Origin of the sequence: Aequorivita soesokkakensis (genome assembly GCF_001641085.1) — a bacterium.
Classification (GTDB): Bacteria; Bacteroidota; Bacteroidia; order Flavobacteriales; family Flavobacteriaceae; genus Aequorivita; species Aequorivita soesokkakensis.
This window is the reverse complement of sequence record NZ_LXIE01000023.1, coordinates 237,603-259,719: the sequence shown is the minus strand read 5'-3', so window position 1 is coordinate 259,719 and position 22,117 is coordinate 237,603. Positions and strand designations below refer to the sequence as shown.

General features: G+C 37.7%; 15 protein-coding genes. 5 read left to right on the top strand and 10 right to left on the bottom strand.

The annotated features are described in order from the left end of the window. Together A7A78_RS09775 and A7A78_RS09770 are read right to left on the bottom strand one after the other, a co-directional pair. The coding region (locus tag A7A78_RS09775) for a T9SS-dependent M36 family metallopeptidase (RefSeq protein WP_068762269.1) at nucleotides 1-2,223 on the bottom strand (2,223 nt) is incomplete at its 3' end. Between the two features lie 158 nt (nucleotides 2,224-2,381). After that, the gene (locus A7A78_RS09770) at nucleotides 2,382-3,710 is read right to left on the bottom strand and encodes a deoxyguanosinetriphosphate triphosphohydrolase (protein WP_068762281.1); all 1,329 of its coding nucleotides are present in this window, start codon (nucleotides 3,708-3,710) and stop codon (nucleotides 2,382-2,384) included. Between the two features lie 173 nt (nucleotides 3,711-3,883). Between A7A78_RS09770 and A7A78_RS09765 the strand changes: the two genes are divergently transcribed. Continuing rightward, on the top strand, nucleotides 3,884-6,709 hold the full coding sequence (locus tag A7A78_RS09765; protein ID WP_068762268.1) for a TonB-dependent receptor: 2,826 nt from the start codon (nucleotides 3,884-3,886) through the stop codon (nucleotides 6,707-6,709). Between the two features lie 93 nt (nucleotides 6,710-6,802). Next, entirely contained in the window at nucleotides 6,803-8,068 is a 1,266-nt protein-coding gene (locus tag A7A78_RS09760) for a hypothetical protein (protein ID WP_068762267.1), read from the top strand. A 73-nt stretch (nucleotides 8,069-8,141) separates the two neighbouring features. Here the strand turns inward: A7A78_RS09760 and A7A78_RS09755 are convergent, their stop codons facing one another. Beyond that, the gene (locus A7A78_RS09755) at nucleotides 8,142-8,501 is read right to left on the bottom strand and encodes a toxin-antitoxin system YwqK family antitoxin (protein WP_068762266.1); all 360 of its coding nucleotides are present in this window, start codon (nucleotides 8,499-8,501) and stop codon (nucleotides 8,142-8,144) included. A gap of 384 nt (nucleotides 8,502-8,885) precedes the next feature. Here A7A78_RS09755 and A7A78_RS09750 point away from each other — a divergent pair, with 384 nt between their 5' ends. From A7A78_RS09750 to A7A78_RS09740, 3 genes are all read left to right on the top strand, one after another. Then, a complete protein-coding gene (locus tag A7A78_RS09750; protein ID WP_094746094.1) occupies nucleotides 8,886-10,112 on the top strand; it encodes an OprO/OprP family phosphate-selective porin in 1,227 nt (408 codons plus the stop codon). A gap of 75 nt (nucleotides 10,113-10,187) precedes the next feature. Next, complete coding sequence (locus A7A78_RS09745) at nucleotides 10,188-12,431, top strand: inorganic phosphate transporter (RefSeq protein ID WP_068762264.1); 2,244 nt, start codon at nucleotides 10,188-10,190, stop codon at nucleotides 12,429-12,431. Nucleotides 12,432-12,576: 145 nt separating this feature from the next. Continuing rightward, complete coding sequence (locus A7A78_RS09740; protein ID WP_068762263.1) at nucleotides 12,577-13,353, top strand: hypothetical protein; 777 nt, start codon at nucleotides 12,577-12,579, stop codon at nucleotides 13,351-13,353. A 61-nt stretch (nucleotides 13,354-13,414) separates the two neighbouring features. Here the strand turns inward: A7A78_RS09740 and A7A78_RS09735 are convergent, their stop codons facing one another. The 7 genes from A7A78_RS09735 to A7A78_RS09705 form a co-directional block, all read right to left on the bottom strand. Beyond that, on the bottom strand, nucleotides 13,415-14,179 hold the full coding sequence (locus tag A7A78_RS09735) for a CPBP family intramembrane glutamic endopeptidase (RefSeq protein WP_068762262.1): 765 nt from the start codon (nucleotides 14,177-14,179) through the stop codon (nucleotides 13,415-13,417). Nucleotides 14,180-14,183: 4 nt separating this feature from the next. Further along, entirely contained in the window at nucleotides 14,184-14,624 is a 441-nt protein-coding gene (locus tag A7A78_RS09730; RefSeq protein ID WP_131811124.1) for a hypothetical protein, read from the bottom strand. Nucleotides 14,625-14,768: 144 nt separating this feature from the next. After that, on the bottom strand, nucleotides 14,769-17,183 hold the full coding sequence (locus A7A78_RS09725; protein ID WP_068762260.1) for a ribonucleoside-diphosphate reductase subunit alpha: 2,415 nt from the start codon (nucleotides 17,181-17,183) through the stop codon (nucleotides 14,769-14,771). A gap of 142 nt (nucleotides 17,184-17,325) precedes the next feature. Further along, nucleotides 17,326-18,303 (bottom strand): ribonucleotide-diphosphate reductase subunit beta, encoded by a 978-nt coding sequence (locus A7A78_RS09720; protein WP_068762259.1) that lies wholly within the window; start codon nucleotides 18,301-18,303, stop codon nucleotides 17,326-17,328. Nucleotides 18,304-18,638: 335 nt separating this feature from the next. After that, nucleotides 18,639-20,096, bottom strand: coding sequence for a sensor histidine kinase (locus A7A78_RS09715; protein ID WP_068762258.1), 1,458 nt, complete (start codon nucleotides 20,094-20,096; stop codon nucleotides 18,639-18,641). 90 nt (nucleotides 20,097-20,186) lie between these two features. Further along, nucleotides 20,187-20,726: a CopD family protein gene (locus A7A78_RS09710; protein ID WP_068762257.1), complete on the bottom strand. Its 540-nt coding sequence runs from the start codon at nucleotides 20,724-20,726 to the stop codon at nucleotides 20,187-20,189. Nucleotides 20,727-20,767: 41 nt separating this feature from the next. Further along, a complete protein-coding gene (locus A7A78_RS09705) occupies nucleotides 20,768-22,108 on the bottom strand; it encodes an MATE family efflux transporter (RefSeq protein ID WP_068762256.1) in 1,341 nt (446 codons plus the stop codon). Nucleotides 22,109-22,117 lie beyond the last annotated feature (9 nt).

Below are 22,117 nucleotides of genomic sequence, written 5' to 3'. Positions count from 1 at the left end.
CCAAATAATACATCTGTTTGCGCCTCCATTAGAAATTTCATCGGCTTCAAGAATGGCATCACGGCCATCAACAAATCCAGGGCTACAAGGCTGCAATTTTAAACCATCAATCACTAATTGCAGGGCGATGTTGTTACCGCCAGTACCGTTGTAAATGTCTGAATCAAAGCCGTATTCGTCTATTAAATCCCAAGTCATTTCCCAAAGCATCGCCGCCCAAACTGAACCAACGCCGTGCGGAGCTACTTCCGTTTTTATGTCATCATACGTATGCGGGTTAATCGCAAAATTGGTGCTGTATGGATACGTCCTGATTCCATTTGGGTCTCCAGAAGCATATGAGGCCATCCCTCTAATATCAGCGCCTTGATCTCCATTATAAATAGTCATAACCAAACCGAAAAAGTCACTCCAGCCCTCTCCCATTTGTTCTTGGTTCTGCAAACAACCTGTATTGCCAGGCCCCCCGGTAAGTCTGTTTGAGATTCCATGTCCATATTCATGAGTAACAATTTCTGTATCTAGGCTTCCGTCAAGACTTACTGGAACATTCGTTCCATTTATTGTTCCGTTAATAGAGCCGCCACCATCTAATAATGTAATTATTGGTTCGCCATCCACATTTGAAATAGCAAATGCCGGGATGGTAACTTGACAGCCAACAACTCCTGCACCCATAAGCGGTGGATCACCAGCCACATTATTTACTATAATAGCTGCAACAGCACCATTGTTTTGCGCAGCCAATACCTTAAATCCAAATTCGCACTCACCTCGTCTTATTACTGCAATTTTTCCATTCAAGGCACCTCCATTGGTAATATTGTCGCAACCATCATTTGGATCGGTAGAAACACCCGCGTCATCATCCTCAATTAAAACTAAATCATCAGTTAAATTTATTGGGATTCCAGCACCAAAACCTGCAGCAACTCCGCTATATACCCCCGCAAGTGGACCACCATTAATTGTAAAAATATTTGCGACTGGCGCGGTGCCCCCACCCCATAGATACATTTGCATTCTTGGGTTACTGCCATCCGGTGGCGTTGCAAAGTTTGCATTATCGGTTCCCCCGCCATCTTGCGCCTCTGCATTTACGTAATCACTTCCTGCTCCGCCATTGCCATAATTGTTTTCTTGAAAGTTTCCGCTTGCTTCATCAAAGCCATATTGGTACATTACATCGTGAATAACATTATTCAAATAAAACAAATTCACTGCTGAGGCATCCCTAAAGTTAGCTGGGGCCTGTGGTAAATTAAAAGGAAAATCAAAATTCAAAGAAGGGCCGCCATCTGGCGAATTTCCTGAGTTTGTATCACACAAATCCAAATAGGAATACGCATTATTTCCTCTTGTAATTGTAAATTCAGCACCCGTGGCGCCATTAGTGTCATGCCATCCAAACGGAGAGGCAGTAGCATCTTCCGGAGTTATTACCAAAGTATCCGGTCCGTCATCAGGATTTCTCAGTGGCAATGCAAAAACTCTATATTGAGCATCTACAAGAATACTTTTTGTTGCCTTAGTATTATTTTTATATAAAACACTTTCGCCCTTTTTTGAGCTATAATTATGATTCGCAGAAAAATCTGGTAATTCACATTGTGAAACCCAATCCATTGTTTCCAATAAATCTCCGGTCATAGCATCAATACGAACACTGTAATAATGACTTGCATCGCGTTTATAAATACTTAAATCCCAAGCCAGTCTTAAAGAATTGCCATTCTCAATTTTTTGATAAACCAATTGTACCGGAATATTTTCCAATGAAATATTTCCGTTAGAGAAAATATAGGAATTATCTATTCCCTGTTGAAGCAATTCCAGATTTGAAGGAGCACTAAGCCCAAGTGCGGCTGCCGCTTTTGAAATTGCTAAGTCCGCTGTTAATGCAGGATTTACGCCATTAACTTTTGAAGCAATATTTTCAGTAAATGAAACTTTTGCGCTTACAACAGCTCCATCCTTTACCAAAAAAGGAGAAGTAGAATTAAACAATTTAATACCTTGGTACCGCTGTTCTACATACACATTGTAAGCTTGCAAGCTTTTTGAGAAGCTCTGCGATACTACTGAAATGTCTGAAACATCTTGCTGCTGTAACGAATACTGTGTTCGATTTTGCTCAAGATATGTTTTTATCACGCCACTGTAATCCTGTGCAAAGGAAAGATTGACGGTAAAAATAATGATTAAGTAAAGAATTTTTTTCATAGGATATAGTTTAGATTTTAGCGAAGGTTTATACAGTAATAAATTGTAAGACTGTCAATTATAATTTAATTAACATATTTTAAAATTATCGTAAAATTTTCGAAATTTTATGGAAAACCCAACATTTAACAGAATTTTCAAAAGGGGCGCTGCTTTTATTACAGATTTCCTTTTATTTTCTGAAAAATTTGAAGTGCGTTTCCATCAGTCAATCGGGAAATATAACTGCAACACTCCATTAAATATTGATAAACCGATTGGTTTTTAGAAATAGTTCCATCAAACATTCGCAGCAAAAGCTTGTCGTAATGGCGCGCATTTCCGTTTTGTTGGTTTTCAAAAGCCGTGGTGAAAGCATCGAGTAAGGTGCTCAATATATTGTAGCCCGCAATCTCCTTTTCCATCACTTCCGTGCTTTGATAAACCTTTTCAACGCTTATCTTTATAATGTCTGCAATCTGGGCTTTATATTGGCTTTTGTCCAGCAATGCTTCGGAAAAAGTTCCGTTTAGAATTTCCGCTTCATTTTCAAGAAAAAGTGTTGCAGCCTCTGCAATCAGCGTATTTATAGCAAGCGCGCGTAAATAAGCCAATCTGTCCTGCGGTGTATTTAATCGGGAATAGACTTCTGTTTTTAAATTATTTCGAACCAAATTGATCAAATATTCCAAAGCGATGTCTTCTTCAATCAATCCGAGGTTAATTCCATCCTCAAAATCTATTATCGTGTAGCAAATATCGTCCGCAGCTTCCACTAAAAAAGTCAAGGGATGGCGAGCAAAACCTGTATTATTTCTGCTTAAAAGCCCCAGTTCGGAAACAACTTCACTAAAAAAATCTGTATCACTTTGAAAGACACCGAATTTTTTATCGGCAACATGTGCTGTGGGTTTTTTAGGAAGCGATTGTTTTGGGTATTTCATAAATGCCCCCAAAGTTGCATACGTCAACCGCAATCCACCTTCAACGCCGTTTTTGGATTCAGTTAAAATTTTGAATCCGTTTGCATTTCCTTCAAAATCCACCAAATCCTGATATTCCTTTTCGGTAAGCTGTTCTTTAAAACGTTTCCCTTTTCCGTTCAGAAAATAATCGCCGATGGCCTTTTCGCCACTGTGCCCGAACGGCGGATTGCCAATATCGTGCGCCAAAGCTGCGGCAGCGACAATCGCTCCAAAATCGTTGAATTGATAGCCATGCACACTTTGCAATTGTGGGTGTTTCTTCAAAATTTCCTTTCCAACAATTCTTCCCAAAGAACGCCCAACCACGGAAACCTCCAAACTATGCGTAAGTCGGGTGTGCACAAAAGATGTTTTTGAAAGTGGAATAACCTGCGTTTTATCCTGTAAACTTCGGAACGCCGAAGAAAAAATAACACGGTCATAATCCACCTCAAAGCCCAAGCGGGTTTCGTTCTCTTCAATTCTGAGCCTTTTGTTTTTATCTCCCTGCTTTCGTAGCGAGAGCAGCTGTTCCCATTGCATCATATTTCTAAAAATTTTGAAGCAAGATACTATTTTCAAAAAGTAAAGCAATGATAATTTTTGGGTTGTTTCTTAACATTCCGCTAACGCTATAGTGACGAATTGGTAATGCTTAATTAACACGGGCTTTACATTACGGGAGTTCCTTTGCACAAATAAATCAAACGACAAAAATGAAAACAATTATTAAAGTTTTATTATTCTTTTTAACCTCTATTTCAATAGCGCAAACAGGCTCTATTGTTGGAAAACTTACAGATACCGATTACAATAATGAACCCTTGCCATTTGCAAATGTTTTTCTAAAAGGAACTACAAAAGGGGTGATTTCAGATATTGACGGTTTGTATGCATTGGAAAATATTGAACCGGGAACCTACACCGTTGTTTACAGTTTTGTAGGGTATGAAACCGTTGAGATTTCAGACGTTAAAGTAATTGCAGATAAAGTTACAAACATAGATGTTCCCATGGGTGCAAGTGCTGCAGCTTTAGATGAAGTGGTAATTAAAACCACAACACGTCGAGAAAGTGCAGTTGCTTTATTATTGGAACAAAAGAAAGCCGTTGGAATTTCACAATCAATAGGCGCGGAAGACCTTTCCAGAAAAGGTGTTGGCGATGCTGAGGGTGCAGTGACCAAAGTAACAGGAATCAAAAAACAAGCTGGTGTAAAAAACGTTTTTGTTCGCGGGTTGGGAGATCGCTACAATTCCACTACGTTGAACGAATTGCCCCTTCCTTCCGAAGATCCGGAATACAAAAACATTTCGTTGGATTTTTTCTCTAGCGATGTAATTGAAAGTGTGGGCATCAACAAAACCTTTTCTGTGCCACTTTACGGGGATGTTGCGGGAGCGAATATAAATATTGTGAGCAAAGAGCTTACAGGCCCAGGAAGTTTACAATTCTCAATTTCACCAGAAGTGAATTCAAGAGCTATAGGAAAAGAGTTTTTAATAATGGACAATGCCAAATATATTGGCAATATTCATAATACACATGTGCCTATTACTGATTTGGGCGTTCACGCATTCGATAATAATTTTAAACCAAACACTCAAAACGCACAGCTTAACTCAAGTTATTCACTTTCCGGCGGAAAACGTTTCGAAATGGGCAATAATAGGCTGAGCCTTTTCTTTGTCGGTAATTTTGATAATAAATATGAATACCGAAAAGGAAATTCAGACAGGATAAACTCCGCTGGAGGTTTTAACCAAGAATTTGAAAAAACGGAATACAACTATAATGTTTCAAAATTGGCAATGGCTAATGTGAAATGGCGTTTTCCAGAAGGCGATTACATTGCCGCAAACAGTATGTTTATCAAAAACAACAGCCAAAGTGTTGCTGATTATTACGGACTGAAAGCAGGCCTTACTGAAAATGATGAGCCTCAAAATCCAATCCGTGCTTTTATTAGAAGACAACAGGAAAACGAAAACAATCTTTTTGTAAACCAACTTTTAACCTCACTAACGCTTACTGAAAAACTAAGTTTAGAAGCGGGAGCTTCATATAACACTATTCGTGGTTATGAGCCAGACCGAAGAACCAATACCTATGTTATTGATGTAAATGCAGATATTGCACGCGCTGCTTCGGGAAGTGCACTCAACAACCGATTCTACTCAAATCTTGAAGAAAATGATTTGGCCGGAAAGCTTTATTTAGATTATGCATTGAATGGTAAAAACGAAGACAGCAAAAACAGCAGAATCCGTTTGGGATACAATTATAGAGATACAGACCGAACTTTTAATTACACACAAATAAATTACATTCTTGACAGTCCAGCGGTTGTGGATATTGACAATCCAGATACTTCACTTTTCAATCAGCAATCGCTAAATGAAGAAATTTTCAGATTGACAACAAACCGAGGAGATGGCCGCGACGGAAAAGATCCATTCATTCCTTTTTCTTATGACGGAACCCGAACAATCCATTCCGGTTTGGGAGAAGCAAGCTATGATTTTTCTAATAGTTTTTCAGCAAACGTAGGTGTTCGCTATGAAAAAGTGAAACAGGAAGTGCTTTTTGACACCAATCTCGCAACAACAAACGACCCCAACACAGACCCTTCTCTTATTGAGGAAAACTTTGTGCTGCCAAGCTTTAACTTGAAATATAACTTCAACGAAAACAGCATCGTTCGTTTGGCGGGAAGTAAAACGTATACCCTTCCGCAGTTTAAGGAAGTTGCTCCTTTTCTTTATGAAGATGTGAGTTTCAACAGTTTTGGTAATCCAGATTTGTTGACAGCGGACAATTATAACCTCGATTTAAAATACGAATATTATTTCAGCCCAGGTGAAATTGTAGCTTTAACAGGCTTCTATAAAAACATTAAAAATGCCATTAACCGTATTGAAGTGAATTCTGCCGCAGGCGAACTATCATACGTAAACACTGGCGATGCTACAATTGCTGGAGTTGAGCTTGAATTGAGAAAGAATATACTGAAGCTTTCCAACGATTCAAACGATGAAAAAACACTGACTTTCGGCTTGAATGCTTCCTATTTGTACTCAAATCAAAAATTGGAAGACGTTCCAACGGATAATCTAACGGTTCGTTTCACCAACAAAGAAGATGAACTTGAAGGTTCTTCGCCTTTCATTTTGGGCTCAGATTTAACGCTGAATCTTAAAAAGAAAAACAGCGGCCTTACCAGTTCAGTAGTTTTCAACTACAACAGCAAAAGTATTTATTCTTTAGGTACTGGTGGCGATGACGCAAACCCAGGGTCTGGGAAACAAAACATTATGCTTTCTGCAATACCAACATTGGATTTCATCAACAAAATAGCCATCAATGAAAATTTTGGAATCAAACTTAACATTAAAAATATATTGGATCCCGACTACAAATTGACCCAAGAGGTAAACAATATTGGAGTGCCAAATGCTGCATTGCCCGATGGGCAAGAAGTTCCAGTAGAAACTTACAAAAGAGGCGTAGTTTTTAGCGCTGGCGTTTCCTATTCATTCTAAAAAATACAATTAACAGAACGATAATATTAACCTAAACGTAACGAAACAAGCTAGTTGTTTCTTTGCACCAAACTTTTAAAACAAAACAAAAAAATGAAAAAAATTCTTTTATCAAGCTTTGTAATCGCAACATTAGCCCTTACTGGCTGTAGTAAAGACGATAGCCCCACACCAGTGGCAGCTACTTGTAATGATGGAGTTCAAAACGGTGATGAGACCGGTATTGATTGTGGTGGCTCTTGTGTTCCGTGTGCAGTGCAAGCTGAAAAAGACGGAATAATAGCTTCTCAAGATGATCCAGATTTGGATCCAGCAGATTTAAAAGGTGATGTTACTGCAAACGTAATACTTACGGCTGACCAAACTTGGTTACTAAATGGACCATTACATGTTAAAGCTGGAGCAACTTTATCTATTGAAGCGGGAACTACTATAAAAGCTACCGCTGGTGGAACAAACGTTTATGTAGCTATTGAACAAGGCGCAAAAATTAACGCTCCTGGTACTGCTGCTGCACCAATTAGATTTACTTCAAACGCTGAAAATCCACGTTCAGGAGATTGGGGCGGAATTCTTTTAATTGGAAAAGCTCCTATTAGTGGTGGTGGTACTGCTACTACAGAAGTTGTAGATTTAACATACGGCGGAACTACTTCTAATGACAATTCCGGAGTTATGAAATATGTGGAAGCTTCTTACACAGGTGCTCGTATTAATGGTGATAAAGAATTCAATGGTATTACTTTTTATGCAGTAGGAAATGCAACAGTAATTGAAAACCTAGCTGTATTTTACGGTGATGACGATGCTTACGAATTTTTTGGAGGAACTGTAAATGTGAAGAATTTAATGTCTGTAAATATTAAAGATGATATGTTTGACTGGACACAAGGATGGACTGGAACCGCAACCAATCTTTACGGTTTAAGAGAAGCTAACTTTACTTCAATTACTGAAGATCCTCGTGGGCTGGAAGGTGATGGTAACCTTGACGGAAATTCTCCTGGTGATGGAGGACAATCAAACCCAACAATTAACGGTTTAGTTTTGATTAATGGAGGAGTTATTGAAATGGCAGATATGATTAAAGTAAGAAGAGGTAGCGGACTTACACTTACTAACGCATATGTAGCCTTTGCAAATTCAAGTGCAACTGCTGGCGATTTCATTGACTTAACAGATTCTAAAGGTGATGCTAAAGGTTCTTTGGTTAACATTTCAGTAGTGGGAGATTCTTCTACTGGTCTTGATATTGCCGATATCAAATCTACAGCAGATGCAACTATTAATGTTACTGATGGAACAGTTCCAACAGTAAGCAGGGATTTGTTTAACTGGACAGGGTACGTATTCGAATAAATTATTGAATTAGCAACAAATAAAAACCCCGGTTTCTCACGAAACCGGGGTTTTTGCATATTAATATTTGTCTTTAATTTACAACCAATTGTGTATCGGAAGATTTCCAAGTAACAACTTTTGCTACACGTGCATCCATATAGCTTACTTCTTTAATATTTTTATCGGTAAAGAAGTACCAAGTGCCAACTTTTTCACCGTCATTGTATTCGGCAACGGCAGTTTTGTTTCCGTTAGTATCATAACTTACCCATTCGCCAGTAAGTTTATTTTCCTTGGTATAATATCCTGTTTGTGCAACCATTCCATTATCGTGATAGATTGTTGCCTCAATTACATCACCATCTAAAAAGTAAGTATTTTTTTTAGTATCTTGAGCCAAGGCAACAGAAGTTATCAAAACGATTGCTAAAAGTGCGAGTATATTTTTCATAAGTAAGTTTTTAAATTATTGGAATATTCAAATTTACAAAATTAACCTTTAAGAAATGATTACATAACATTATAATAACATTAAAGCTGTAAGATTTTGATTTTAAATTATTTAAAAAATAAAAAAAATTAAAATTGATAAGTTAATGATTTAGTAAAGGTAAATTTACACAAAATAAACGTCAGGGTATTTTCTTTGTAACTGCCTTAAAAGAGGCGAATTTTAAAATCGTTTAGTTTTTGTCGACTAGATTTTAAAACTGGGCTGCATTTAAATATGTAGCCCTTTTTCATTTTAAAAATACTAATTCAAGTTGGTTTCTTAACATTCACGTAACATTAAAATTAGTTCTTTGCAGCGACAAAAACTAAAACTGATTTTTCAATGCAACGTAAGCACTTACTTTTCAGTGCCCTGATGTTTTCTTTTATTACTGCATTTTCACAGGAAGCACCAACAAACCCTTTTTCCTTTAAATGGGACAATGGCTTTAAGTTAGAAAGCCAGGACAAACAATTTTCTTTAAAGTTTGGTGGCCGCATAATGGTAGATCACGCCTACTTTTTCCAAAATGATGAATTGGATTCAAATTTTGGCCCACTTCTTTCAAAAAGCGGAACAGAATTTAGGCGGGCACGTTTATTTATGTCTGGAACCGTTTACAGCAATGTGGAGTTTAAATTACAATTTGATTTTGCTAGCGGCGAAGTAGCTTTTAAAGATATGTATATAGGCCTTACAGATGTTCCTGGTGTTGGCAATATACGCGTAGGCCATGTAAAAGAGCCTTTTCGTTTGGATGCTTTAACAAGTAGTAAATACATTACTTTTATGGAGCGCTCGTTTTTCATAGATTTTTCGCAAGAGCGCAATAATGGTATTTTGGTTTTTAATGATTTTTTCGGAGAACGTCTTTCCGCGCAAGCCGGCGCATTCAGAATGGCTAGCAACAACGGAAATGATATTCTTGCCGACGACGGTTACGTTCTCACAGGAAGAATTACAGGGTTGGCAATACAAAATTCTGAAAAAAGACAGTTACTTCATCTTGGTTTGGGATACAGCTATCGTAAACCTGAAAGTAAGACCTACAGTATTGCTTCAAGGCCAGAATCCCATTTGGAACTAAAATATATAAATACCGAAACCATTGAAAACGTAAATAATATTAACCTTGCAAACTTTGAAGCAGCTTTTGTAAGTGGCCCTTTATCACTACAAGGGGAATATTTAACAGCTACGGTTAACAATAATGCCGAAGCAACTTTTAAAAAATATAACTTTGATAGTTATTACGGTCAGGTAAGCTATTATATTACTGGGGAAAGTAAAAATTATAAAGGTTCTTACGAAGGTTTTGACAGGGTAAAGCCCAAAAAGAATTTTGGGGGAAAAGACAAAGGCGCCGGAGCTTGGGAAGTGGCGCTACGCTATTCCAATTCAGATTTGGAGAATAATGATGTTTTGGGCGGAAGGCAATCTGATATTACCTTGGGCCTAAATTGGCACCTAAACCCAGTAACCCGAATAATGATAAACCATGTTTGGGCAAATATTGAAAACAAAGGAAATGCAAGCGTTTTGCAAGGCCGTTTACAGATAGATTTTTAAATAATACAGTTAACAATTTGGTAACAAACAATCCTATTTTATGTGGGAAATTTGCACCAGTTTAAATAAACAGAAATGGATAATATTTATTTATTAATGATTGTAGCGCTTGCCGCGCTTGCCATTGCAGATTTGGTGGTTGGGGTTAGTAATGATGCAGTAAACTTTTTAAACTCTGCCATTGGTTCAAAGGCAATTTCTTTCAGAACCATATTGATAATAGCGAGTTTGGGTATTTTTATTGGAGCAGTTTTTTCCAGTGGAATGATGGAAGTAGCACGAAAGGGAATCTTCGTTCCGGGCGAATTCTATTTCGACGAAATCATGATCATTTTCATGGCAGTAATGATTACCGATATTTTGCTGCTGGATTTTTTCAACACTATCGGCTTGCCAACCTCTACAACGGTTTCTATCGTTTTTGAACTTTTGGGCGCAGCAGTTATTATGGCTTTGATAAAGATTGGCCATTCAGATACCGAATCATTTTCAGCACTCTCAAAATATATTAATACCGACAAAGCTTTAGAAATAATCTCTGGGATTGTAATTTCCGTAGGGGTTGCCTTTTCTGTCGGAATGATCGTTCAATATATTTCTCGGCTTATTTTCACATTCCATGTCGAAAAGAAGATGAAGTATTTTGGCGCCATTTTTGGCGGTGTGGCATTAACTTGCATAAGCTATTTTATTTTTATGAAGGGCCTAAAAGGGACCCCTTTTTACGGAGATTTTAAAGATATTGTCGAAGGGGATACTTGGACGATAATTGGAGTAAGCTTTATTATCTGGACCGTATTCTCGCAACTTTTTATGATGATTTTCAAAAAAAGTATTCTTATTATCGTAATTGCTGTGGGTACGTTTAGTCTTGCTTTGGCTTTTGCAGGTAATGATTTGGTAAACTTTATTGGAGTTCCAATGGCTGCATATCACAGTTTTATGGATTGGTCGGCCTCAGGAATTCCCGCCTCAGAATACAGTATGCACAGTCTGGCAGAGCAAGTGCCCGCAGAACCCATGTTACTTTTTATTGCAGGTGGTGTGATGGTGCTTACGCTGTGGTTTTCCAAAAAAGCAAGGACAGTTTCCGATACCGAAATTGATCTTGCCCGTCAAGGCGAAGGCCACGAAAAATTCAACCCCAATATGCTTTCTAGATTTTTGGTAAAATCAAGTACGCAAATTGCAACCTATTTTGAGTTTATAATTCCACAATCACTACAACAAAAAATAGACAAGCGTTTTGAAAAACCGGTTGTAAACCTACCAAAGCATAAAACCTATGAACTTCCCGCTTTTGATATGATACGCGCTTCCATAAACCTGATGGTCGCTGGTATATTGATTGCTACCGCTACATCTATGAAACTTCCACTTTCCACAACCTACGTTACCTTTATGGTTGCCATGGGTACATCATTAGCAGATAGAGCTTGGGGCCGTGAGAGTGCTGTTTACAGAGTTGCGGGAGTGCTAAATGTAATTGGCGGTTGGTTCTTTACTGCCTTTGTTGCCTTTGCCGCTGCGGGAACTCTAACCTACTTGATTTATATAGGAAGAGGAGCAATGATTGCCGTATTGTTGCTGCTCGCTATTTTACTGTTGGTGCGAAACTATCTTTCACATAAAAATAAAGTGAAGATTAAATTGAACAAAACCGGCCTAAAGAAAACCGAAAGCAAAACCGTTCAGGGTATTATTCAGGAAAGTGCTGAAAACATTAGCAATGTTGTTTCTCGTTCCAACAAAATTTACAGCGACATGCTTCGTGGCTTGGCCAAGCAGGATACCAAAAAACTGAAAAAGAGCAAAAAAGGTGTAAATAAATTGAACGACGAAGTAGAGGAATTACGCGACAATATTTTCTATTTCATAAAGAATCTGGACGAGACCAGCGTCCGCGGAAGTAACTTCTATATAACTATTCTTGGCTATTTGACCGATGTGGTGCAGTCATTGGAATTTATTTCAAAAGCGAGCTACAAACACGTGAACAACAATCATAAAGCACTTCGATTTAACCAAATAAAGGATTTACAGGAAATAGATCAACATTTGGAAGAACTTTTAAATGAAATTGAAGATATATTCCATAAAAAGGAATTTCAACGAATTAAAAACGTGCTCAATAAAAAGGAAGAAATCTTCGCCAGCCTTTCAAACAAAATTGAAAAACAAATAGCCCGAACCCGCACAGAGGAATCAAGCCCAAAAAACACCACTTTGTATTTCAGCCTATTGCTTGAGACCAAAGATTTGGTAACCGCTTTGATGAATTTGATGGAGGAATATTACTCAAGTTTTAAGAAAGCTTAATTGATTTATCTTTTTTATATTCCCCAAAATTGTATAGGGCATTTGCCTTATTTTGAGGGTTTAGGAGATAATTTCCTGCTGAAGAAATTCATCTTTCAAAATTAATGTTGGAATATTGCTATAGAAATTACTAAAACCAAAAATTATGAAACTAAAATTTTTATCCATTCTATTTATAATGGCTTGTAGTTTTGCTTTTGCCCAAGACAAGGTAAAATATACAGACGAAGAGCGCGATATGCTAAAAGCATATTATTTTAACGAAGGTTTTAACCAACCAGCCACTAAAAAAGTGTCAACCGTTATTATGAAAGATGGTTCAGAGCACAAAGGCTATTGTAAAGGCGTAGTAACCAAAAAAGGGCAGATTGCTCAAATTGTTTTTAAAGATAGCGTTACCGACAATAAAGAAACCTATGACGCATCACAGATTGCAGAAGCTTATCTGTATGCAAGCGGTATGGAAAAGTTTGGAAAAATGTCGCAAAAAATTGGCAACTATGGCATGGGAAGGAGAAATAGCGCAAAAAAATTGACGAGCAACGATCAGATTTATTTCATAAATCAAAAAGTTTCCCTGAAAAACAAAAAAGACGAACAAGAATTTTTGATGCAGCTTATCAATCCAGATTTTAGCAATATAATCTCGGTATATCACGATCCATTTGCTAAGGAATCAAAAGGGTATTCTTTCGGTGGAGCGCCAGCTATTGGCGGTGGTGTTGTAAAATCATATTATGTGCAAAAAGGTGACAAAATAATCTGGTTGCCCAAAAGTGATTTTGAGGAGAATTATGAATTCCTATTTGGAGATAACGCTGAATTTATGGCAAAATATCCATACAAATCAATCAATTGGGATTGGTTGAGCGCCCTCGTTTTGGAATATACCAAAATGTCCACGCCGAAAGATCAGGAGTAACATAAATTCAATTTAAAAACTAAAATGCCGTCGCGTCTAAATAAACGTTGCGGCATTTTCGCTATAAAAATAAATCCCTAAATGGATCATTCTGGAAATAATAATAATCAATCATTAAAACCAATAGGTTGTGTATAAAATGTACCATCATACCCAGCCAAAGCGTTTTATAACGATATCTTAAGTAGCCCAAAACCAGTCCGAAAGGAAATATCCACAAAATGGATAGAAAGGAAAAGTGAACAAGCGAAAAAATAAAAGCCGTAGCTATAATGGTCACCCAAGGATTGGCGAAGTTTCTTAACTGATTGAATAAAAATCCCCGAAAAGCCAATTCTTCAAAAATTGGTGGAAATATCACTGTGAATAGCAATGCCCAAAAAATTGAATTTTCATAGCCCGCATATTCGTAAAATATATTGTCAGATTCTTCAAATAATAGATCATTAATGCCTTCCACACCTACATAAACTACCACTGCCGTAAAAATTGGAAAAACAATCCCGAAAACCATACTTTGCCATGAAATGTATTTCACATTGTAAAGTCCAAGTATTTTTTTAAGGTCGAAGAAACTGAAAACTAATGTGAGGACAATAAATATAGATTCAATTATAATTTCAGTTGTGAGGGAAATCTCTTCTTCTTTATAAATAAAAAAAGCAATTATTGAATATAGAAGAAAAGTGACATAAAAGGCAATTACAAGTTGTACGCTCTTGCTTTCAATTCCGTGGTTGTTTTGCTGGATAGCTTTACCACAACCCCCACAATATTTCGCGGTTTGAGTAATGGGGGCAGCACAATATTTACAATTCAGCAACATCTATTTAAGCATTGCGAAGTTGTAATGCGGAATTAATTCCTTTCGATAAATAAACAATTATAAAAACTTTGATTAAAATGCCCTTATAAATTGTTTCGGGCTCAATCAATCCATTCAGAACTAAGGTGGTTAAATAAACCAGCAATCCTAAAATCAAAGCCACCAAAGGACGCTTTTGTGACCAAAAACCCAATAGTAAATAACATATTGCAAGAATTGAATTTACTATTAAAATTGATGAGTCATCAAGTTTAAAAAAATAATATATCCCAGACAAAAAAGCTATTGCAGCAACTACAAAAAGACTGTTTCTGCCTTTTTTAATTTGGGATGAAGCTTCAGCCTGACCTCTCTTTTTCATCACTTGTCTTGCATGAAAACCTGATTGTTCCTGCTCTGTTCCTCCTTCAGGGTATCCACAATCATTACAATATTTTTGTTCCAACTGTATTTCAGAATTACATTGGGAACAGGTTTTCGGGGCAATAAGTAGGTCTTCCATATTTCAGTTTAAAAAAAGCTAATATAAAATAATCCATAAAAAAAGGAAGACAATTGCCTTCCTTTTCAAAAATTTATGCTTTTGTCATTAAGAACCGCACATCAGACAGTCATCGTCCGGTGCATTTTTGGATTGCGCCAACATTTCCCGCAATTCCTGCGGTGTCATTGGCTTTGTTGATACATCTTCTACTATATTGGCCTCAACTTCAGCACCAACTGTTTCCTTTTTCTCTTCTTTTTTAAGAGTGAATTTAATCGCATCCACGGCACTCTTTGTTCTTAAATAATACATTCCTGTTTTTAGACCGCTCTTCCAAGCATAGAAATGCATCGAAGTAAGTTTCGCCATATTAGCGTTTTCCATAAATAGGTTCAACGATTGGCTTTGGTCAATGAAATAACCACGTTGGCGGCTCATATCTATAATATCTTTCATAGAAAGTTCCCAAACGGTTTTGTAAAGTTCCTTCAAATCCTGCGGAATTATTTCCACATCTTGAATGGAGCCGTTGGCTCGCATGATTTCTTCTTTTAAATCCTCGTTCCAAAGGCCGAGTTCCACCAAATCTTCCAACAAATGCTGGTTTACGACAATGAATTCTCCTGAAAGAACGCGGCGCGTGTAAATATTTGAGGTATATGGTTCAAAAGCCTCATTGTTTCCAAGAATCTGCGAAGTTGACGCAGTTGGCATTGGAGCTACCAAAAGGGAATTTCTTACGCCATGCTTCTTCACCTCTTTACGCAGTTTTCCCCAATCCCAACGACCGCTCAATTCCTCGTCTTTTATTCCCCATAAATTATGTTGGAAAAGTCCTTCGGAAATAGGTGAACCTTTGTAAGTTTCGTAAGTTCCGTCTTCTTTTGCCTCTTCCATGGAAGCCGTAACCGCAGCAAAATAAAGAGTTTCAAAAATTTCTTGGTTCAGTTTTTTCGCTTCATCACTTGTAAACGGCAAACGAAGCATAATAAAAGCATCCGCCAAACCTTGAATTCCCAAACCAACCGGACGGTGGCGGAAATTTGAGTTTTGTGCTTCAATTACCGGATAGTAATTTCTGTCGATTACGCGGTTTAAGTTTTTGGTTACACGTTTTGTTACTTTGAAAAGTTCCTTATGGTCAAATTCTCCATTTTTCACAAACATTGGCAAGGCGATGGAAGCCAGATTACAAACCGCAACTTCATCTGCAGAAGTGAATTCCATAATCTCAGTACACAAGTTTGAAGATTTTATGGTTCCCAAATTTTTCTGATTGCTCTTTCGGTTTGCTGCGTCTTTGTAAAGCATATAAGGCGTCCCGGTTTCAATCTGCGATTCAAGGATTTTCTCCCAAAGTTCGCGTGCTTTTACAGTTTTTCTACCTTTTCCTTCAGCTTCGTATTTGTGGTAAAGTGCTTCAAATTCTTCACTATGGCATTCAAAAAGTCCGGGGCATTCGTTCGGGCACATCAATGTCCATTCCGCATCGGTTTGCACGCGTTCCATAAATAAATCTGGAATCCACATGGCGTAAAAAAGATCGCGGGCGCGCATTTCTTCCTTTCCGTGATTTTTTTTCAAATCCAAAAAGTCGAAAATATCAGCGTGCCAAGGCTCCACATAAATTGCGAAAGAACCTTTTCGCTTTCCACCGCCTTGATCAACGTAACGTGCGGTATCATTGAAAACACGAAGCATCGGCACAATTCCGTTTGAAGTTCCATTGGTTCCACCAATGTAAGAACCGGTTGCGCGAACGTTGTGAATTGACAATCCAATTCCGCCAGCTGACTGCGAGATTTTTGCAGTTTGCTTCAATGTGTCATAAATTCCATCGATGCTATCATCTTTCATTGCAAGCAAAAAGCAGGAAGACATTTGCGGTTTTGGTGTTCCACTGTTGAAAAGCGTTGGCGTTGCGTGTGTGAAGAATTTCTTCGACATCAACTCATACGTTTCTTTCACCGCAGCCAAATCATCCAAATGGATTCCAACGGAAACACGCATCAACATATGTTGTGGGCGCTCCGCAATCTTTCCGTTTAACTTCAGCAAATAGGAACGTTCCAAAGTTTTAAAGCCGAAATAATCATACCCAAAATCACGGTTGTAAATGATGGTTGAATCCAATTCCTCGGCATTGTTTTTTATCACTTCAAAAACCTCATCGCTCAGTAAAGGCGCTTTTTTTCCCGTACGCGGATTTACATATTCATAAAGATCCGTCATCACTTCAGAAAATGATTTTTTAGTGTTTTTATGAAGATTGGAAACAGAAATTCGAGCCGCCAAACGCGCATAATCCGGATGCGAAGTGGTCATTGTTGCAGCAATTTCCGCAGCCAAATTATCGAGTTCACTTGTGGTTACTCCATCATAAAGCCCTTCAATAACGCGCATCGCGACTTTCACGGGATCAACCAATTCGTTTAAACCGTAACACAATTTGCGCACACGAGCCGTGATTTTATCAAACATCATAGGCTCTTTACGGCCGTCTCTTTTTACTACATTCATAAGGTTTTGTATTAGCCCCCTAACCCCCGAAGGGGAACTGGGAGAGTGGGTTACTAAAAAATTTTATTTGATAAAGTGGCAAATATCAATTCTTTGCCCTTTTGGGTAAACTATGAATTCCCCCTTCGGGGGTTAGGGGGCTTTAAAAATCTGCGTCGAAACTGATTTTATTGGATTCTTTGTCCTTGTTGGTAACACCTGCTTTTTGGTATTCGCCAACTCTCTTTTCAAAGAAGTTGGTTTTTCCTTGAAGCGAAATCATATCCATAAAATCGAACGGGTTGGTAACATTGTATTCTTTTTCGCATTCCAATTCCACCAAAAGTCTGTCCGTCACAAATTCAAGATATTGCGTCATCAATTTTGAATTCATCCCAATCAAACTTGCGGGAAGCGATTCGGTAATAAATTCGCGCTCAATATTTAGAGCATCAACAATTATCTCGCGGATGCGTTCTTTAGAAACTTTGTTCACCAAATGATGGTTGTGAAGATGTACCGCAAAATCGCAGTGAACGCCTTCGTCACGGGAAATTAATTCGTTTGAAAAGGTAAGTCCAGGCATCAAGCCACGTTTTTTCAACCAAAAAATAGAGCAAAATGCACCTGAAAAGAAGATTCCTTCCACTGCGGCAAAAGCTATCAAACGCTCTGCAAATGAATCGCTTTCAATCCATTTCAACGCCCAATCAGCTTTCTTTTTAATAGCCGGAAAAGTTTCAATGGCATTGAAAAGTTGATCTTTTTCCTTTTCGTCTTTTACATAGGTATCAATCAAAAGCGAATAGGTTTCACTGTGAATATTTTCCATCATAATCTGAAACCCGTAGAAGAATTTTGCTTCGCTGTACTGAACTTCGTTCACGAAATTTTCGGCAAGATTTTCATTCACAATTCCATCGGAAGCAGCGAAAAATGCTAAAATATGTTTTATGAAATAACGCTCGTCGTCGTTTAATTTGGAAGTCCAATCGGTTAAATCTTGGTGCAGATCAATTTCTTCGGCTGTCCAAAAACTAGCTTCGCTCTTTTTATACCAATCCCAAATATCGTGATGTTGGATCGGGAATATTACGAATCTGTTTTTGTTTTCCTGTAAAATTGGTTCAATTGCACTCATTTGTCCTTTGTTTTTAGATTAAAAAATTGCCGTTACTCGGGACTAACAAATATGTAAAAATTAAAAGGAAATTTGGGTGAAACCTTTATTCGTTTTTTAACAAAGTTTTCAACATGGAAAAACCAATTGTTTACAAATTTTTTGGAAGTGAAATTTAAAAAATATTGATTAACAATTACTTATAAAATTTTCAGTAGCTTCGCAAGGGCAAAAAGTTTACAAAAAATGAAAACATTAAATCACTTTTTGAAGTAATTTTAAATTCATTGGAAAGCTTAAAAAACATCGGCTTTTAGAAAAGATTTGAACCCATACTTTGTAAGAAATCAAAAAAATCAGCCAATTGAAGGGAAAGAAACCTTAAAGGTGGTTTTATCTTCGGAAGAATCCAGAGCAATTGTGCCGCCATAGGTTTCCACAATATTTTTTACCATTCCAAGACCCAACCCCATTCCGCTGGTTTTTGTTGTGAATTGCGGCTCAAAAATGCAACTTCTGTTTTCTTCCGGAACGCCAACGCCATTATCTGTAACCAAAATGTTTACCCAATCTTCCGTATTCTCAACTATTACGTCAATTCTTGGGTTTTCAGGATTTTTCTGCTCAACGGATTGTATGCTGTTTTTTACCAAATTGGTAACCACCCGTATTAATTGTGTTCTATCAAAACGGGCTCGAACCACCTCTTTTTCGGAAAAGAAATAGATATAATCCTCATTAAAAATATCCAATGCCAGTTTTGTAATTTTTACCACATTTAGGGTTTCATCCTGTTGTGCTGGCATCTTTGCGTAGGTTGAAAATGCTGAGGAAATAGAACTCAAGGTGTCTATTTGCTGAAGCAAGGTATTGGTGTATTCCGCCATTTTTTTATCAACATCCGGATCGTTGCAGTCAAACTTTCGTTGAAAGCTTTGCACGGTAAGCCGCATGGGCGTCAGCGGATTTTTAATTTCGTGCGCAACCTGTTTTGCCATTTCACGCCAGGCAGTTTCGCGCTCGTTTGCCGCAAGCTGTACAGCACTATTTTCAAGCTCATCAATCATCCCGTTATATGAGTTTACGAGCAAGGAAATTTCCTGCGGTGTATCGCTGATAATAATTTTTTTGTTGCGGGCATCAAAACGTGTTTCGGAAAGCTTTTCACTAATCTCTTTTAAGGATCGGGTAATGAATTTTGAAAGAAAATAGGAAAGTATAATCGCCGCAAAAAGCATAAAGAAGTAAGCCACTCCCAGCCGATACAGATATTCCGTGAGTTCATTTGTTATAAACCCATCATCTTCAATGTAGGGTAAATTAAGGATTGCCAAAGGTTTGAAATAATTATCCGTAATGTAGGTATAGGATGATTGGTATTTTTGACCGCCCTCCTCAAATTCCTTTATGTAGCTTTTTGTGGGTGAATTTTGAAGCGCTTCCAACGCAAATTCGGGCATTTTTGGCGAAACGGTATCCTTAAAAAAAGAAGGTTTTGATGATTTTAAAAGATTTCCATCAAGGTCATAAAGAAAAATCTCAAGCCCGTGAATGTCCTTAATTTCATAAATTTTATCTTTAAAAATCAACGGGATCTGTTCCGTTTCAACAGGATAGGTAGTTGTCTTTAAAATGTAGTTTATGTTTTCGCGGATGGCAGCTTCCTTTCGCAAAAGCCTATCGCGGTGATAATCCTGCGCTTCCTCTTTATACTGAAATACGGTAACAATAGCAATTAGAACCGAAGCTCCCAAAACCAAAAGGAACATAGAAAGAAAGATTCGGGTGCGAAGCGATTTTTTGTAAAAGTACATTTACATTTTTTTTTGACGAATGAAAGATAGCAATAATCGAACCTAAACGGAAAATTCCAAATAACAAATCCCAAATTCCAAAAAACGAAGTTATTTTTCCCGAATTCTCTTGTAAATTTTATAGCCCATCATCAATAAAATAGCAAAGATAATAATGCCCACGGTGCCATAAATCCAATTAGTTCCATCTTTTAGAATGACCAAAAAAACTACGGCAAATAGAATAATGGTGGGCACTTCGTTGAAAAGCCGCATATAGTTTGAGGAATGTTTAACTACGCCATTTTGGAGCTGTTTAAAAATTTGATGGCATTTAAACTGGTAGATTATCAAAAGCACTACAAAGCCTAATTTTACTTGCATCCAAGCGTCGGCTAAAAAAAACATGCGCATGTAGATGAGCCAAACTCCGAAAAAAACAGCCAAAATCATACTTGGCCAAGTAATGATTTTCCAAAGTCGTGAAGCCATTATTTTAAGCTGGGCACCCAAAATTTCTTTATCGGGAGATGGTTTTTGAGAAGCTTCAATTTGATATACAAAAAGACGAACAATATAAAAAAGCCCCGCAAACCAAGTGATTATAAATATTAAGTGAAGTGATTTTATGTAGGGGTAATATTGTTCCATTAAGTGATTCTGAAAATCTTTATAAAATTATGATTTTATATTTACTCTTTTAACGTTTTCCGAATTTCCCGATTCAAAAAATAACCCGTTACAATGGTTGAAAGCACATCTGCCGCCGGAAAGGAAATCCATACTCCAAGTTCGCCAAAGTAATGTGGAAGAATAAAAATAAGCGGAATAAAGAAAAATCCTTGTCGCGTTAATGTTAGCAATAAAGCGGGAACTGCCTTTCCGATAGCCTGAAAATAGGCCGAACCAATTAACTGGATAGCAATAATTGGTGTTGCAGCAAAAACCCAGCGCATATAGTGCGGCGTTTCTGAAAGGATATCTGCATCTTTTGTAAAGACCGAAACAATTTCCTCAGGAAAAATCATTATTACTGCAAAAATTACAAGTCCCAAACCGCCAGCATATAAAATGGCTTTGTTGATACTTTCCCGAACCCGCGGAAATTTATGTGCCCCATAATTGAATCCGGCTATGGGCAAAAATCCTTGTGTAACACCCAAAACTGGGAAAAGTGCAAACATCAACATCCGCCCGATAATTCCATATGCAGCAACCGAAGCTTCACCCCCAATATTGAAGAGAATATTGTTCATCAAAAGATAGGTAACGCTAACAACAGCTTGCCTTGCCAAAGTAACAAAACCAAGTGCCGACATTTCTTTTAGGATTGGTAAATCAAGCCCAAAATGCGGAAGACTTATTTTAAGTTCCGATTTATCGCTTAAAAAGAACCAAAGTACATACAGAAAACACAGTCCATAAGAAATGGTTGTTGCCCAAGCTGCTCCGGCCATTCCCATATCCAAAAGGTTGATAAGAATATAGTCCAAAATTAGATTCCCAACAGAAGGAATAATCATAGCAATCATTGCAAATTTTGGCTTCCCCTCAGCGCGGATCACGTTGTTTCCCATCATACAAAGCGCCAAAAGCGGCACTCCGTAAAGCACAATTCTGTAATAGATTTTCGCGGGTTCAAAAATGTCACCCTTTCCACCGAAGGCTGGAATAATTTCATTTATAAAAACCAGACCAAAAACAACCATAGCGGTTGTTAGCAGTAAAGTAACGGTGATTTGATTTCCGAAGGTCTTTAGGGCGCGTTCTTTGTTATCGGCTCCCAAAGCGCGCGAAATTATGGAAGATCCACCAATGCCGATCGCCATTCCGAGAGCTGCAATAAAAAACGAAACCGGTAAAACTACATTTATGGCTGCAATAGCGATGGAACCAATCCAGTTGCCCACAAAAATGGTGTCCACCAAAATGTTCAGTGACATAACCAAAATCCCGATGGAAGCTGGTACGGCTTGTTTAATCAGTAAACTTCCAATGGAATCTGTGCCAAGTGCGGCGGATTTATTGTTCATTAAAAATAT

Excerpts from the sequence above, each read along its gene's own strand:
- A7A78_RS09770 (WP_068762281.1), bottom strand. The coding sequence starts at position 3,710 with ATGCAATGGGAACAGCTGCTCTCGCTACGAAAGCAGGGAGATAAAAAC.
- A7A78_RS09765 (WP_068762268.1), top strand. The coding sequence starts at position 3,884 with ATGAAAACAATTATTAAAGTTTTATTATTCTTTTTAACCTCTATTTCA.
- A7A78_RS09760 (WP_068762267.1), top strand. The coding sequence starts at position 6,803 with ATGAAAAAAATTCTTTTATCAAGCTTTGTAATCGCAACATTAGCCCTT.
- A7A78_RS09755 (WP_068762266.1), bottom strand. The coding sequence starts at position 8,501 with ATGAAAAATATACTCGCACTTTTAGCAATCGTTTTGATAACTTCTGTT.
- A7A78_RS09750 (WP_094746094.1), top strand. The coding sequence starts at position 8,886 with ATGCAACGTAAGCACTTACTTTTCAGTGCCCTGATGTTTTCTTTTATT.
- A7A78_RS09745 (WP_068762264.1), top strand. The coding sequence starts at position 10,188 with ATGGATAATATTTATTTATTAATGATTGTAGCGCTTGCCGCGCTTGCC.
- A7A78_RS09740 (WP_068762263.1), top strand. The coding sequence starts at position 12,577 with ATGAAACTAAAATTTTTATCCATTCTATTTATAATGGCTTGTAGTTTT.
- A7A78_RS09735 (WP_068762262.1), bottom strand. The coding sequence starts at position 14,179 with ATGTTGCTGAATTGTAAATATTGTGCTGCCCCCATTACTCAAACCGCG.
- A7A78_RS09725 (WP_068762260.1), bottom strand. The coding sequence starts at position 17,183 with ATGAATGTAGTAAAAAGAGACGGCCGTAAAGAGCCTATGATGTTTGAT.
- A7A78_RS09720 (WP_068762259.1), bottom strand. The coding sequence starts at position 18,303 with ATGAGTGCAATTGAACCAATTTTACAGGAAAACAAAAACAGATTCGTA.
- A7A78_RS09715 (WP_068762258.1), bottom strand. The coding sequence starts at position 20,096 with ATGTACTTTTACAAAAAATCGCTTCGCACCCGAATCTTTCTTTCTATG.
- A7A78_RS09710 (WP_068762257.1), bottom strand. The coding sequence starts at position 20,726 with ATGGAACAATATTACCCCTACATAAAATCACTTCACTTAATATTTATA.
- A7A78_RS09705 (WP_068762256.1), bottom strand. The coding sequence starts at position 22,108 with ATGAACAATAAATCCGCCGCACTTGGCACAGATTCCATTGGAAGTTTA.